Annotated in this window: 9 protein-coding genes; 6 read left to right on the top strand and 3 right to left on the bottom strand. The window is 66.4% G+C overall.

Annotated features, from left to right (window positions below):
- Window positions 1-45 precede the first annotated feature (45 nt).
- Both LVJ94_46355 and LVJ94_46350 read right to left on the bottom strand, forming a co-directional pair.
- Window positions 46-2,649 carry an amidohydrolase family protein gene (locus LVJ94_46355; GenBank protein WXB04314.1) on the bottom strand — a complete coding sequence of 868 codons (2,604 nt, stop codon included), beginning with the start codon at window positions 2,647-2,649 and terminating at the stop codon, window positions 46-48.
- 72 nt (window positions 2,650-2,721) lie between these two features.
- Entirely contained in the window at window positions 2,722-3,522 is an 801-nt protein-coding gene (locus tag LVJ94_46350) for a hypothetical protein (GenBank protein WXB04313.1), read from the bottom strand.
- A gap of 106 nt (window positions 3,523-3,628) precedes the next feature.
- Here LVJ94_46350 and LVJ94_46345 point away from each other — a divergent pair, with 106 nt between their 5' ends.
- The 4 genes from LVJ94_46345 (at window position 3,629) to LVJ94_46330 (ending at window position 9,874) form a co-directional block, all read left to right on the top strand.
- Window positions 3,629-5,149 carry a B12-binding domain-containing radical SAM protein gene (locus tag LVJ94_46345; protein WXB04312.1) on the top strand — a complete coding sequence of 507 codons (1,521 nt, stop codon included), beginning with the start codon at window positions 3,629-3,631 and terminating at the stop codon, window positions 5,147-5,149.
- A 529-nt stretch (window positions 5,150-5,678) separates the two neighbouring features.
- Window positions 5,679-6,383, top strand: coding sequence for a TlpA family protein disulfide reductase (locus LVJ94_46340; protein WXB04311.1), 705 nt, complete (start codon window positions 5,679-5,681; stop codon window positions 6,381-6,383).
- On the top strand, window positions 6,383-8,557 hold the full coding sequence (locus LVJ94_46335) for a bifunctional alpha,alpha-trehalose-phosphate synthase (UDP-forming)/trehalose-phosphatase (GenBank protein WXB04310.1): 2,175 nt from the start codon (window positions 6,383-6,385) through the stop codon (window positions 8,555-8,557). Before LVJ94_46340 ends, LVJ94_46335 begins: the two co-directional genes overlap by 1 nt.
- A 66-nt stretch (window positions 8,558-8,623) precedes the next feature.
- Entirely contained in the window at window positions 8,624-9,874 is a 1,251-nt protein-coding gene (locus LVJ94_46330; protein WXB04309.1) for a Fic family protein, read from the top strand.
- Between the two features lie 284 nt (window positions 9,875-10,158).
- Here LVJ94_46330 and LVJ94_46325 read toward each other — a convergent pair whose 3' ends face one another.
- Window positions 10,159-12,552, bottom strand: coding sequence for a HEAT repeat domain-containing protein (locus tag LVJ94_46325; protein ID WXB04308.1), 2,394 nt, complete (start codon window positions 12,550-12,552; stop codon window positions 10,159-10,161).
- 61 nt (window positions 12,553-12,613) lie between these two features.
- Between LVJ94_46325 and LVJ94_46320 the strand changes: the two genes are divergently transcribed.
- The gene (locus LVJ94_46320; GenBank protein ID WXB04307.1) at window positions 12,614-14,080 is read left to right on the top strand and encodes a penicillin-binding protein; all 1,467 of its coding nucleotides are present in this window, start codon (window positions 12,614-12,616) and stop codon (window positions 14,078-14,080) included.
- 480 nt (window positions 14,081-14,560) lie between these two features.
- Window positions 14,561-14,731 (top strand): hypothetical protein, encoded by a 171-nt coding sequence (locus LVJ94_46315; protein WXB04306.1) that lies wholly within the window; start codon window positions 14,561-14,563, stop codon window positions 14,729-14,731.
- Window position 14,732 lies beyond the last annotated feature (1 nt).

Below are 14,732 nucleotides of genomic sequence, written 5' to 3'. Positions count from 1 at the left end.
ACGTGGCACTGCGCCATATCCTGGTGCGCCAATCAGGTGGAGCGGTCATGGCGCTTTCGGCATATCGTTGGCGTCGCGGGGCGCCAATTTCGTATTGCTGAACGAGTAATACAGGATTCCTCGCATGCCGCTGTAGGTCGTGCCTTTCGGCGGTACGACGCTGTCTTTGAACTTGGTGAAAATCAAATCATCGATGCGCAGGCCCCCGGTGACCACGAATTCGAACGACTTGATGTCCTTGTCGGGGGCATCGTCGGTCACCGTCAGCGGGCCATTGATCTTCAGCAGCATCGATTCGTACGTCTCGGCTTTGCTGCCACCGGTGACGATGTCGGAGACGGCGACCTCGATGGGGTCGAAGATCTTCGTCTCCACGGGATCGATGGTCACGCGCGAGGCGTTGATCTGGCTCACGCCGAAGTTCTCGACGTAGAAGCCTTCGACCTTGACCTTGCTCCCGATGGCCACACCGTAGCGATTCGAACCCGTCAGGACGTAAATGCCGTTGTACGCGTCCGTACCGGTTTGCACGTAGAATCCCTGCGGGGACTTGTTGTCATAGGGCGTCAACGCCGTGACGTAAGCATCCCCGATGCCCACCACGCCGTGCTGCTTCGGGTGCTCGGCCGCCTGCGCATTGCGGATTTGCGCCACCGTCACCGCGCACGGTGTTGCTCCCGCATTCGCCGTCCCGCACTTGTCGCACGCGTCGCCCCAGCCGTCGCCATCGCCGTCGGCTTGATCGGTGTTGGCCTGCTCGGGGCAGTTGTCCTTGCCGTTCACCACGCCATCGCCGTCCGTGTCGTTCGGGTCGGCCGGCGGTTTGCCGTCTTGGTTCTGCGCCGCGCCACCGCGCACGGGGCACGTGTTCGCCGGATCGCCGGGGCAGCGGTCGCACGCGTCGCCGCGGCCATCGCCGTCGCCATCGGCTTGCTCGTCGCCATCGGCGCCGCGCGGCGGGTTGAACATCGTCGGGCAGTTGTCCGCGTCGTCGGCCACGCCGTCGCCGTCTTGATCGCCGTCCTTGATCCCGTCCTTGTACTCCTCGCGGTACGGTGTGCACGAGGGCTCGTCCTTCGGTACCTCGCCCCTGCAGAAGAACAGCGGATAAAACGCTTCGCCCGCACCCTTGATGTCCGCCAGCTTCACGCTGCCGCCGCTGTCACGGGCCACGCACGCCTTCTTGGCGACGCTGCACACATCGAGCGCTTCGCAGTCCGCGGCGCCGATGACCGCATCATCGAGCAGCGCCGCATCGCCGTAGAGCACCTTCCCGCCGCGCAGCACCAGCGCCACGTCCTCGACCCCCGCGTCGATCACCGCGCGGTGATCCTTCTTGTCCTTCCCATTGAAGATCGCGAGGTCCGCCACGTACCCGGGCTTGATCGCGCCGATCAGCCCCTGCGCGCCCACGGCAAAGGCGCCGTTCTCCGTGGCCATGCGCCACAGATCCGAATCGGAGAAGTGCTTCCCAAAGTACTTCGTGTTCAAATCATCGGCGCATTTCAGCTCGCGCAGCATGTTCATCGAGCCGCTGGGCACCCAATCGGTGCCGAGCGAGATGCGTACACCCGCCGCGTCGAGCAAGGTGACCGGCGCCGTGTTCCCGTACAAATCGATGTTCGAGCGCGGCGACCACACGAGCGACGTCTGGTTCTTGCGGAACGCCAGCGCATCCGCCTCCGTCACGGCAATGCCGTGGATGACCGCGGTCTGCCGGCCGAGCAAGTCGTACTTGCTCTGCGTGGCATCGTCGACGTTGCTGCAGGCGAGCTCGTTGTGCGCCTCGGCGTTGATGCCCTCGGAGATGTGCGGCAGGTATCCATCGAGCGCCTGCACCGCGGACGTCTTCGTCCGGCTCGTGCCGTACGTGCAATCCGACGTGCGCATCGTCCCGTTGCTGTCGCCCAGCGGGAACGTGTCCGAGTCGGCCGGCTGCACCGGCAGCCCCTCGAGCTGCACGGGATCGGAGCTGTCCAAATTCCGCACGAGCCCCGGCTGCCCGCCCGCGCCCGCGATGCTCGTCACGCCGCCCATCACGAAGCGAAGCTCGGCGAAGCGCACCACGTTCTGCGGCGCGCTCGCCTTGTACGTGATCTTCGTGTGGCCATTCAGCCCGATCCGCCACTCGTGCCGGTGCGCGTAGCGCTCCGTCCCGTGCCCCACCGGCGCGTTGTTCGCGTACGTGATGTGGTCGTGCGGGTTGACCAACCCCGGTGAAATCACCCCGTCGGCACACTGCACGACGCTCGCCGCCGCATACTGCGCTACGGTGGAGCAATCGCAGGCGCCGCAGAGGATGTTCCCGTCCTCGCCGACCACCACCTCACCCCGGTGCAGCGTCTCGTCGGGCAAAAGCACGGTCCCTTGGAACACGCGCGCCCCCGTTCCAGGCTTCGTCACTTGGCAGGTGCCCGACGCCGGCGCGGCGATCGCGGGTCGCGAACACTCCGTCACCTTCACCGAGGCATTCGGTTTCAGCTCCGACTCGCCGCCCGGCTCCGGCCGATCGCCGCCCGCATCGCGTGTGAGGCGTGCGGGCCGGTCTACGGTTTGATCCGTGCACCCTGACACGAGGGGTGCCACCGCGAGGCCCACCGTGGCGAACGAGAAGAGAGCAAGGCCCAGAAAATACTTGGAAGAGCGCATGCAGCCGGCATGCACCTTACCTTGTCACACCCGACATTGCAGCAACGGCCGTGTGAAAAGGACAACCGAGGATTAATTCAGAAACACCGCATCGATCTCGTCGCGGGGACCATCCGGCTCCGAGGCCGGCTGCATCGGTTCAATCGGCCCTGCGCCCGAGAGCAGCGAGGTTTTCGTCAGCTCCGTCTTCGTCGCCAGCGCGTCGAGCACCGCGATCAAGATGGGCGCCTTCGTGAAGTGCACGATCTTCTCCCATCCCAACGCCGCCACGAGTCCGCGCGGCGAGCCGTCGGCGCTTTGATGGATCGCGCGCACCCACTCCGTGAGATCGGCCTTGGACAACCCCTCCGAGAGCACCTCGATGCCATTGAGCGCCGTCGTGCGCGCCGGATCCTGCGCCGCGGCCGGAGCTTCGAGGGCGGAGAGGAACCACGCTGCGTCGAAGAGCCCGAGCTCGTACGCCGTCGACAGCGCCTTCAAGATCGCGCGCTCGGACAGGTTGCCCCCGCGCCAGAAGGACCACCAATCCGAAAGCGGCACCCAGCGCACCAACGTCTCGGCGGTGATGCCCACCTCGAACGTCTGCGGATCGATGTCGCCCGAGACCAACGCATCGTGCACGGCCTCTTTCACCTTCGCGTCGTCGTCGCGCAGCGCCGTCTTCTGCCCGCGGATCTTCCAGGCCGAAAGAATCGGCCCGCGCACCTCGCGCGGTAGGTGACGAAAGACGAGGTCGGTCGCGTCCTTCGCGTCGTGCGCGAAAAAGTGCGACACGAACTCGCGTTCGCCGCGGACACGCCCGTCGGGCGTCCGGCGAAATTCTTCGAGGGTCAGGCAAAATCGGGCGAGGGAAGTGTTGGGGTCGGTCGTCACGTCGGTGTTTCTCCTCTTACGTCGTCGTCCAAGTCTCGCGAATCGAAGCGAGCAATGCACCATCACCTTGCTTTGTGGCGGAAGATCGCTCACGAAGAGTCCCACAATGTCGGTCGCAACCTTCGAAGCACTGGTCCGCCGTCGGCTCGCCGACGAGGTCGGGCGGTGCCCCAAGGAAGCGCCGACCACCGTGGCGCTCCTCTATCCTTCGCCCTACGGCGCGGGGATGAGCTCGCTCGGATACCAGCGTATTTACCGCGCAATCAACGACATGCCGGGCTTGGCCTGCGAGCGCGTCTTCCTCGACGACGAAGCCGAGCAGGACCTGTCGGTCCAGGCGCGCCCGCTTTCGTACGAGAGCCTTCGGCCGCTGGAAGAATTTCCCATCGTGGCGGTGAGCGTCGCCTACGAGCTCGAGATCGCAGGCCTCGTGCGCATGCTCGACGCGGCGAACATCCCCGCGCACCGCACCCAGCGCGACGAGCGGCATCCGTTCATCCTCGCCGGCGGCCCGCTCACGTTCTCCAACCCGCTGCCCCTCGCGGGCATCGTCGACGCGATCATCATCGGTGAGAGCGAGGAGCTCATCGAGCCCGTGATGGACATCCTGGCCAGCGAGGCCACCGACGTCGCGATCACGGCGTCGACACGCGCGCGCACGCTCGAGCGCCTCGCGGCCCTTCCCCATGTCTTCGTGCCCGCGCACCATGGCGTGACGTTGCCCACGGTGGCCAAGGTCGACAACGCGCTCCTACCCGCGTGGTCACCCATCCGCACGCCGCACTCCGTGCTCTCGAACATGTTCCTCATCGAGACGGAGCGCGGGTGCTCGCGCACGTGCACCTATTGCGTCATGCGCCGATCGACCAACGGAGGCATGCGCCTCGTGTCGATGGAGCGCATCCTCGAGACCATTCCCGAGGACGCGCGGCGGGTTGGCCTGGTGGGCGCGGCGGTGAGCGATCACCCGCGCATCACGCAAATCGTCAACGCGCTCGCCGACCGCGGCGCGGAGGTGGGCCTCTCCTCGCTGCGCCCCGATCGATTGAACGACGACTTCGTCGCCGCGCTCAAACGCGGCGGTTACAAGACGCTCACCACCGCGATGGATGGACCGAGCGATCGCCTGCGCGAATCGCTGGAGCGGCGCGCACGCGTCAAGAATCTCGTCCGCGCAGCGGAGCTAGCGAGGGCGCACAAGATGGAGCGCCTCAAGTTGTACTTGATGGTGGGGCTCCCCAACGAGACGGACGCCGACATCGACGAGTGCATCGCCTTTTCGACGGAGCTCTCGCGCATCGTGCCGCTGTCGCTGGGGATCGCGCCGTTCTGCGCAAAGCGCAACACCCCGCTGGACGGCAAGCCGTTCGCGGGCATCAAGGTGGTGCAAGATCGGCTCGAGCGGCTGCGTCGCGGCTTGAAAGGCCGCGTCGATGTTCGCTCCACGAGCGCGAAGTGGGCGTGGGTCGAATACGTTCTTGCGCAAGGGAGCGAAGCGGAAGGCCTCGCGGTCATCGATGCCGTGCGTGAGGGCGGACGGTTCGCTGACTACAAGCGGGCCTTTGCTTCGCTTCCCGCGCCTACGATGGCGAAGCCGCGTCGCAGCCTCGCCATCGCGCAGGTCTAAACTGAAGACCTGACTGAGTTTCTGATGTTCGTTGAAGCCCGCCCCCCGAGAAGGTCAGGGAGTGGTGTTGGTGGTGGACGATGCAGCGGATTGCACGAGCTGGTCGCTCGTGTTGCCACCGACGCCATTCGCGATCTCACTCGCGTGGGCGTCGAACCAGCATGCTGCACCTAAAATAATGAGGAACCCGACCAGAGCTGGAAATGCACTTTGCATGAACCGCGGTCTCTCTCTCCCCTCCGCGACAGGACACCGGGCGACCTTGCACGAGCAATGCCGTTGTCGGGCATTGCAGATTCCCGTGCTCCGTTGTCAGAAACGAACCCGGCAAGGCCTTCACCGTGGCGCTTTGGCGAGGGATTCGCGAGCACGCCACACTTTCTGCGCCCTCCAGTGCGCATGTCTGTCGCCTCTAGGCCGCTGTCGGTGCGTACGCGCGTGAAGCAGTGCGTACGGGGATGACGCGCACCCCGTACGGCTGAGCGATCCGACGTCGCATGACCGCGCCCGGTGGACTATAAGGCATGGCATGCCCGACGCGACCAAGGGGGGTCTTCCGTCTCGCAGCAGCTTCGCTGGCTTCACCAGTGCGGCCTATGTCGGCTTCGTTCTTGCGGCTGGGGTGCTCGTCTACAGCTTCGTATCCGTCGCACGCGAAGGCGAAACGCGCCGGCGCTGCGCACCCATGTGCCTGCTCCACCCGGAATACGCGGCCACCAATCGCCGCGCGCCAGATTTTTCCTTGAAGGACATGAAGGGTGAGACCGTCTCGCTCTCGTCGTTCCGCGGGAAAACCGTGGTGTTGAATTTCTGGACCAAGACATGCGGCCCCTGCCTCGAAGAGCTCCCCAGCATCGCAGACCTCACCAAGATCCTGCGTGAGCGGTCCAAGGACGTCGTCGTCCTCACCGTTTCGGTGGACCAGGGCCCGGAGGACGTGGACGACACGCTGAAGGCCGTCCTGCACGATCCTCCGCCCTTCCCGGTGCTGTTCGACCCGGACAACGAGATCGTCGGGGGCAAGTACGGCACGAACCTCTTCCCGGAGACGTGGGTCATCGATCCGCGCGGCATCATCCGCGCTCGCTTCGACGGCAAGCGCAACTGGTCGAGCTCCGCCGTGGTCGAGCTCGTGGACCAGCTGCGTGTGGGTGGCTACTGCCCGATGGAAGTCCACGACGGGCGGCCGAACGGAGACGGCGCCAAGGTCTGCGAAGACGTCGGTGGTAGCTGATGCCGCGTCTTTTATTGGTTTCGAACCGTCTCCCCGTGACGGTGAAGGCCGACCCGCGCGGCGTGACCGTCACGCCCAGCGCCGGCGGACTCGCCACGGGCCTCAGTGGACCGCATCGCCGCTCGGACGGCCTTTGGATCGGCTGGCCAGGCGACGTGTCGAAGCTCAAACCCGAGCAGCTCGCCCGCGTGAACCAAGAGCTCACCGACCTGAAAACGGTGCCGGTGCAGCTCAGTGCGAGTGAGGTCGCGCGCTACTACGAAGGCTTCTCCAACGGCGTGCTCTGGCCGCTGTTCCACTACCTGTTGCACCGCATCCCCATCGATGCGCACGATTGGGACTCGTACCGCCGCGTGAACCAACGCTTCGCCGAGGCCGTCATCGCGCAGTACCGCGAGGACGATCTCATCTGGGTGCACGACTACCAGCTCACGCTGGTTCCGGGCATGCTGCGCAAGGCGCTTCCCCGCGCGAAGATTGGCTTTTTCCTGCACATCCCGTTTCCGGCGACGGACATCTTCCGCATCCTGCCGTGGCGTGAGGAGATCCTCGACGGCATGCTCGGCGCCGACCTCGTCGGCTTTCACACGTACGGGTATCTGCGCCATTTCGCCAAGTCGATCGTGCGCACGCTCGATGCGAGCTTCTCCATCGATCGGGTGCCTTACCAAGGCCGTACCATCCGCCTCGGCGTCTTCCCGATGGGCATCGACGTGGCGGCGTTCGAGAAGCTCGCCAACGACGAGGACGTCATCGCGCAAGTCACGGGCATGCGCGAGCAGGCCAAGGGGCAGCAGATCTTCCTCGGCGTGGATCGGCTCGATTACACGAAGGGCATCCAGCGACGTCTGCTGGCGATGGAGCGATTGCTCGAACGTGAGCCGCGGCTTCGAGGCCGCGTAAGGTTGGTGCAAGTCGCCGTTCCTTCGCGCGAAAAAGTCGACGCATACGCCTCGTTCCGACGCGAGCTCGAGGAGACCGTCGGGCGCATCAACGGCGCGTATGGCTCGGTGGGACAAGTGCCCATCCACTACCTGTACCGCTCGTTCTCGCAGAAGCAGGTGACCGCACTCTACCGCGCCGCGGACGTGATGCTCGTCACGCCGCTGCGTGATGGCATGAACCTTGTCGCGAAGGAGTTCGTCGCCTCGCGCACCGACGGCGATGGCGTTCTCGTCCTGAGCGAATTCGCCGGAGCTTTCGCCGAATTGGGTGAAGCGATCACGGTGAACCCGCACGACTTGGACGGCATGGTGGCGGCGTACAAACACGCGCTGCGCATGCCCGAAGAAGAGCGCCGCTCGCGCATGCGTACGTTGCGCGAACGCGTGCAGCGCCACGACGTGCATCGTTGGGCCGATTCGTTCATCTCCAAGTTGGAGCATCTGCCGCGCGCCGAGCCGCTGGGCGACTCGCCCTCGACGTCCGCCGAGATCGAAGACTTGGTGGAGCGCATTCGCGAGGCGCCGTCGCTGGCGCTCTTGCTCGACTACGACGGAACCTTGGCGCCCATCGAGCGCGTGCCCGAGTTGGCGGCGCCCACCAAGGAGGTCAAGGCGCTCCTGGCGTCGCTCACGCACCGAAGCCAGCCCACCGACGTCAACGTGGTGAGCGGCCGCACGCGCGAATCGCTCCAAGAGTGGCTGGGCGATCTGCCCATCTCGCTCTACGCCGAGCACGGAGCGTGGGGACACGAGCAAGGCCAATCGTGGGTTCCGATGCGGGAGCTGCACAGCGAGTGGAAAACGTCGCTGCGCACCATCCTGAACGACTTCACGGATCGCACACCGGGCTCGCGCATCGAGGAAAAGTGGGCCTCCATCGCGTGGCATTACCGCATGGCCGACGCAGAATTCGGCCCGCTGCAGGCGCGCGAACTGGCCACGTACCTGACGGACATCCTGTCCAACGCCCCGGTGGAAGTCATCCACGGCCACAAGGTCGTGGAGATCCGCCAGCAAGGCATCCACAAGGGCATCATCGTCGACCGCGTTCTCGAGCGCGCGCAGCCGGCCTTCGTCCTCGCCATCGGCGACGACCGCACCGACGAAGACATGTTCCGCGCCTTGCCCCCGAGCGGCGTGGCCATCCACGTCGGCAAGGGCCGCAGCGCCGCGACCTACCGCCTCGCCGACCCCGCCGCCGTCTCGAGCTTGCTGCGCGCGCTGATCTGAGCCGGTAACCGTAAACAAGGGGCGCCATAGTTACGTTTGTTACGACAAGCGTTACTATGGTACGCCATGGTTACGGTTCCCTGGCCAGCTCTACAGTTCGAGGAGCGGACCTGGAGCTGGGCGGAACATGGCTCGCGTCCTTCCCGGCGAGAGGATCGCACCTTTCGTAGCTACGCCTCGGCGATTCCTCCGGAGATCGCGCCCCTTCGCCCCGCGCTCTCCTCCGAGGCAATGACTCTCGTGGTCGAAGCCGAGCGTCGATGTGCAACGCTCGATGGCCACGCCCGTCACGCGGGGCCGGAACTGAACGAGTTGGCGGCGTTCCTCCTTCGCTCGGAATCCGTGGCGTCTTCCAAGATCGAGCGCGTCGAAGCTCCCGCCCGGGCCGTCTTCGAAGTGCTCGCGGGCTTGCGGGGTGGCCAGACCATGGCAGGGCAGGTGGCCGCCAACATCCGTGCGATGCAACGCGCTGTCGAAGTGGGCGCGCAGAGCACGGCCTTCGGCATGGATCCGTTTCTATCCATCCATCGCGAGCTTCTTCGCGATGATGCCGCGGAGCATGCGTGGGCTGGACGATTGCGCATGCAGCAGAATTGGATCGGTGGCAGCGACGACAGTCCACGCGGCGCACTCTTCGTTCCTCCTCGTCCCGAGCGCGTGGAGGGCTTGCTCCACGACCTATTTCGATTTGCTGAACGGCTGGATATTCCGCCGATCGTGCAAGCGGCGATCGCTCATGCGCAACTCGAAACCATCCATCCGTTCACCGACGGAAATGGTCGCGTCGGGCGGGCACTCATTCATGTGATCTTGAGGCGTCGTGCGGTCATCACGCGAAGCTTGGTACCTGTTTCGACCGTCCTACTCTCCGAGCCAGAGGACTATTTCTCGGGTCTGACCCGGTACCGTGAGGGCGATCTCGACACCTGGGTGTCGGACTTTGCGCGCGCCGTGATCGTTTCCGCGCGCCACGGGGATATCCTCGCCGATCGCATCCTGGAGCTACGAGCTGCATGGCTCGAGGTGGCGCGCCCGCGAAAGAAGTCTGCGGCGGCCGCGATCTTGGAAGGGTTGATCCGTCAGCCCGTCGTCTCCATCGACACGGCGCGACAGATCGTGCGGGACGATACAGGGCGGGCGGTTGCAGACAAGAACGTGTACGAGGCCATCGAGCGGCTCGTCGATGCCGGCATTCTCGTGGAGATCACGCGCCAGCGGCGGAATCGGGCATGGGTCGCGAACGATGTCCTCGACTTGCTCGAGCGGTTTCAGCGCGAGGTCTCGAAACAGCGTCGTCTTCCCGATTCGCTTCGCTAACGTCGGCAGCTGCCCCGCCCCGACGGGACGAATACGAGCCCTCCTACTCCGTCTCGACCTCAAACCTCAAACCTCTGCCTCGCACTCGCACTCGCACTCGCACTCGCACTCGCACTCGCACTCGCACTGGTGCGAGCGTATCTCGAGTACGCAGTCGACAAAGCGTTCTCGCCTCGCAGCGATCTCTGAGTGGAGAGGCTAGTGCGAGTGCGAGTGCGAGGCTGAGTTAGAGATCGAGGCAGAGGTTTGAGGTTTGAGGTTTGAGGTTCGGGATCGATTTGGTGCTAGCGGCGGCAGATGCCCGGGGCGGCCATTGCTTGTTGGGCGGCGGCGCGGGCTTGGGCGCGGGCGTCTTTGGACATGACGCGCTCGAGGCGGCGGGCGAGGTCGCGCGGATGGATCTTTCCCAGGGCGTCGATGGCGGCGAGGCCGAGGGTTAGCTCGTTTTCGGCGTTGGGGGAGGCGGCTTTGGCCGCGAGCTCGGTGAAGGTGTCCAGCGCGTTGGCGTCGCACATTTGCGCGAGGGTGCGCACGGTGGCGAGGCGAACGTCGGGGGAGTTGTCCTCGTCGAGCAGCTTGCGCACGCGGCCCGCGTACGATGCCGCGCGGTGCACGCCCAGCGCGTCCACCGTGGCGACGCGCACGGCGGGGACGGGATCCTCGAGCGCCGTGGCCAGCGACGCGTCGATGTCCGGCGATTGCGGCATGGCCCCCAAGGCCCCCGCCGCCGAGACGCGCACGAAGGTCCACGGATCGCGCGCGAGCAACGCTTCCACCGCCACCGCTGCGGCGGAGAGGTGCTCTTCGGCGATGGTGCGCAGGGCAGCCTCGCGCGGGCGCGGCTCCGGATCGCGTAGCCGCTCGATGAGCTCCTGCTGCGCGCCCGGAATGTGCAGCGCGAGCTCGGCCGCGCGCGCCCGCACCGGCCACGCCGTGTCGTGCCCCATCAACGCCACGAAGTGGTCCACCGATTCACGGTGACCTTGCCGCGCCAGCTCGGCGACGGGCCCGAGCGCCAGGTACCGCATCGGCAGATCGGGCGTGCCCTTGAGAAGATCGTCCAGATCCGTCCGCGCATCCTCGCGCACGTCGGCGACACGCGGCCCCATCGCGCGCAGCAGCTCGAGTCGCGCCGCCGGATCCCCCGAGCGCCGCTCGCGCAAGAGCTCGGTGAGCTTCGCCGCGTCCGCACTCCGCGCAGCGCGCATGAAGGCGGTGCGGAGCATCTGCCGATCCGCAGGCGATCCCTGCCCGAGCAACGCCGCAATGGGCGGCACCGCCGCACTGGGCGCGAGCAACGCGAGGAGCGACGCGTAGCGCGCCTTCTGCGGCACCGGAGCATCGCGCATCGCCGTGAGCAGCGCCGGTGCGGCCGCGCGCCCGCACCGTTCGAGCTTCTCGCGCCCCTTGCGCTCCACGTTGCGGTCCTTGTCGTCGAGCGAGGCCACCAAGAGCGGCCCGCCGTCTTCGCATGACGTGCGCACCGCCACGTCCACACCGAGCGCGCGCCCTGCGGGATCGAGCTCGTTCCACGCCTGCACCACGCCCTCGACCCCGCGCTTGCCCGCGCGCTGGAGCACCCCCGCCGCCGCCTGCGCCCGGGGGCCTCCGCCGAACAGAAGCCGCGCGACCGACACGGGGGATGCCCCCGTCGTATCGAACTCGCTGAACGCCGCGAGCTCCGCGATCGTGACCTCGGGCCGCGCGTTCCCGCGTGCGTACGCCTGGTCGAGCACCAGCGCCACGCAGCTCGTACGCAGCGGCTCCTTCAGCGCGATGTCGTACGAGGCACCCGGTTTGAGCCACCCGTCTTCCGGCAAGGTCACCGAGAACGTCTTCGCATCGGTCACCAGAAAGAACGACCGCGGCGCCGTCCCCGCCGTGGGGTTCGCCCCGGGTGGCGCCACCGTGATGGCCAAGCGCGTGATGGGCACCTCCGACGGTGCGCGCATCACCACGAACTCACCGAGCCCCGTCCCCGGGCGCGCCTCGGCCCACACAGTCGCGGGATCCCCATCGGTCAGCGAGGCGGGCTTCCCCAGCGCCGTGCTCGCGCCCGTCGCCACGAGCAAGCGCCCGAGCGGCGTCTCCGCCTGCGTGCGCAACCCCGCCGCGATCTTCTCCGCCCCTTCGCGCTGCGCGCGCGAAAGCCGCTGCAGCGACGCACCACGGAGCTGCAACGTCTTCGCGTCGACCACCTGCGGGGCGAGCAGCGTCGTCTCCTGCCCGCACAGCCGCAGATCCTCGCGCATCTCGCCCACCGCCACGATCGACGTCCCATCGCCGCGCGGCATCACGTCGATGGCCGTGCCCGTGCGATCCCCGTCCTGTCCGCGCACGTAACCGGTCACACCGGAGTGCAGCACCTTGCCGGCCACCGCGTTAGCCTGGGCCACGCCAGACTGGGCCACGAGAGCCTCCCACGCTACGCCCTTGCGCGTCTTCGAAGGCACCACCACGCGGGCCACGCTTCGCCCTTCACCGAGGGCAACCGTCTCCACGCGCACGGCCTTCGCGTCGGGCAGCTCGCTGCGGTCGAGCGCGATGGACACCGATTCTCCCGGTGCGCCGTACTGCAAGGTGGCCGACGCGAGATCCACCTTGGGGGCCGGCTCGGCCAGCGCAACCGAGGCAAACGGCAGCGATGCAAAAACCACGGCGCAAACGAGGCCTTTCATGGCCCGAACGATACGCATTTCTTGCCCCGTGCGGCGGCCGTATGTCACACGAGGAGCCTCGATGCGAAGGTGGATACTCGGACTGTCGGCCGCGGCCGCGTGCGTTGGCCTCCTTTACCTCGTACGAAAATATCCAGTCAGCCAGACCGGTGGCCTTTTCGGTGCGAGCGGGAGCGACCAGGTCGAGGAGTCCTCGGCCTCCCACGTGGCCCCGACGTCGCCCGATGGTAAGGCCCCTCGGCCCGAGACGAGCGCGTCCGCAGCAGGCTTTGCCGGCGCGCCCTCCGCCTTGGCCGGCCTCGACCTGCTTCACATCGCCTTCGACGACGAGGGCACCACCGCGCCGTTGCCCAACCAAGGTGTCGCCCGCCTATCGCTCGATCCCGAGCTGCAACGCATGGCGAACTCCCTGCTGGCGAGCCGCCATCTCCCGCTGGCCGCCGTCGTGATGGTCGACCCCACCACCGGCCACGTGCTCGCCTACGCAAGCCACGTCGAGTCGGGCCCCGCCCGCGATCTCTGCGCCGAGGCCAGTGCGCCCGCCGCCAGCGTCTTCAAAATCGTCACCGGCACCGCCTTGGTCGACGCCGAGGGGCTCGGCCCCGATGCGCGCGAGTGTTACGCGGGCGGTGGCATGCAGCGCATCCACGCCCTCGACCTGGAAGACAACCCGCGACGCGACCGATGGTGCATCACGCTTTCGGATGCCATGGGGAAGAGCATCAACCCTGTCTTCGCGCGCCTCGCCTTGCGCCGGTTGAAGCCGAAGTCCCTCGAGGAGGCCGCCCTGGCCTATGGCTTTGGGCAGAAGGTTCCGTTCGACGTGGATGTGCAGCCAAGCAGCCTCGAATTGCCGCCCGAGCCCCTCGAGTATGCGCGCACGGCGGCGGGCTTCTTTCACACCACGCTCTCCCCGATGCAGGCCGCGGCGATCAGCACCACCTTGGCCCGCGGCGGGGAGGCCGTGCGCCTCCGCATCGTGCGCGAGGCGATGGACGGCGAGGGCAAGCCGATCTTCGCCGAGCCCGAGAAGCCATCGCTTCGGCGCATCATGAAGCCCGAGACCGCGCAGGCCGTGGCCACGATGATGGAGCACACGATCACCGAGGGCACCTCGTACCGCGCCTTCCGCGATGGTGCGGGCCGCCCCTTTCTGCGCGGCATCGCCGTTGCGGGAAAGACGGGCACCCTGTCCGATCACGAATCGGGGCGCCTCTTCACGTGGTTCACCGGCTTTGCGCCGAGCCGCCCCGTGGCCAACGTGAAGCCCGTCGCCATTGCGACCCTCGTCGTCAACGATCCCGCGTGGAGCATCAAGGCCAACGTGGTCGCGCGCGAGATGCTGCGCACGTACTTCGCGCAACAAGGCGTCGAGCACGTCTCGCGACCGGGCGTTGCCACCGCCGGGAATCCTCGTCGCACGCCGAAGCCCGCGACAGGCCCGTCACGCCGTGAGCACGCGAAAACCGCCGCTCAGCCCGTGCTTTCGGCGATGGCGTCTTCGCGCCCCCGCACTTCGAGGCGATAACGGCTGTTAATCGTCTCGATGTAAAAAACTTCACGGCCGCAGATGCGGAGTACGCGTTTGACAGGTGTCGTCACGTACTCGTGCATGCCGTCCGGAAATTCGATGACGACCACAGAGCCTTTGCGCGGTGCTCGGACCAATCGGCCCGCAACGGCGCGCGAGCCCTTCCCAAGCTTTCGCAGGACCACGTCCACAACCTCAATCTAGCATCCTCGATTCCGACGTCTACTGAGGTAATTGTGCACCCGTGTGCTCGACGCTCCGCGACACGAGGTGGCGCCTGGTTCAACCGACATCGGTCCGCCATATGCAAGCCCGGTCAATTCGCCGTACGGAACATCCGATCACCTTGTGGAAATCTCCATCGTTGACAAGTGTTGACGCCCTTCGCGCAGCCCGCTAGTTGATGGCGATCTGTGCTCCAAGGCTCGTGCTTGCCGAGTGCAAGCAGTTGAAATCGTTAGATTCTAAGAGGAAAAGATGGGCAAGTTCGATCGCCGCAATTCGCAGAAGATGAAGCGCCGTAAGGGCCAGGTTAAGAAAAAGGCGCGTCTGAAGCGCCAGGCTCAGGCACGCTCGCAAGCAACGAGCGCGCCCGCCCGCAAGGCCAAGAAGGCCGCCGCCCCCAAGGCGGAAGCGAAAACCGAATAGA

It is taken from the genome of Sorangiineae bacterium MSr11367 (genome assembly GCA_037157805.1).
GTDB lineage: Bacteria > Myxococcota_A > Polyangia > Polyangiales > Polyangiaceae > Pendulispora > Pendulispora rubella.
The sequence above is the reverse complement of the archived record's forward strand: the minus strand, read 5'-3'. Positions and strand labels throughout refer to the sequence as shown.

Excerpts from the sequence above, each read along its gene's own strand:
- LVJ94_46355 (WXB04314.1), bottom strand. The coding sequence starts at position 2,649 with ATGCGCTCTTCCAAGTATTTTCTGGGCCTTGCTCTCTTCTCGTTCGCC.
- LVJ94_46345 (WXB04312.1), top strand. The coding sequence starts at position 3,629 with ATGTCGGTCGCAACCTTCGAAGCACTGGTCCGCCGTCGGCTCGCCGAC.
- LVJ94_46340 (WXB04311.1), top strand. The coding sequence starts at position 5,679 with ATGCCCGACGCGACCAAGGGGGGTCTTCCGTCTCGCAGCAGCTTCGCT.
- LVJ94_46335 (WXB04310.1), top strand. The coding sequence starts at position 6,383 with ATGCCGCGTCTTTTATTGGTTTCGAACCGTCTCCCCGTGACGGTGAAG.
- LVJ94_46330 (WXB04309.1), top strand. The coding sequence starts at position 8,624 with ATGGTTACGGTTCCCTGGCCAGCTCTACAGTTCGAGGAGCGGACCTGG.
- LVJ94_46325 (WXB04308.1), bottom strand. The coding sequence starts at position 12,552 with ATGAAAGGCCTCGTTTGCGCCGTGGTTTTTGCATCGCTGCCGTTTGCC.
- LVJ94_46320 (WXB04307.1), top strand. The coding sequence starts at position 12,614 with ATGCGAAGGTGGATACTCGGACTGTCGGCCGCGGCCGCGTGCGTTGGC.
- LVJ94_46315 (WXB04306.1), top strand. The coding sequence starts at position 14,561 with ATGGGCAAGTTCGATCGCCGCAATTCGCAGAAGATGAAGCGCCGTAAG.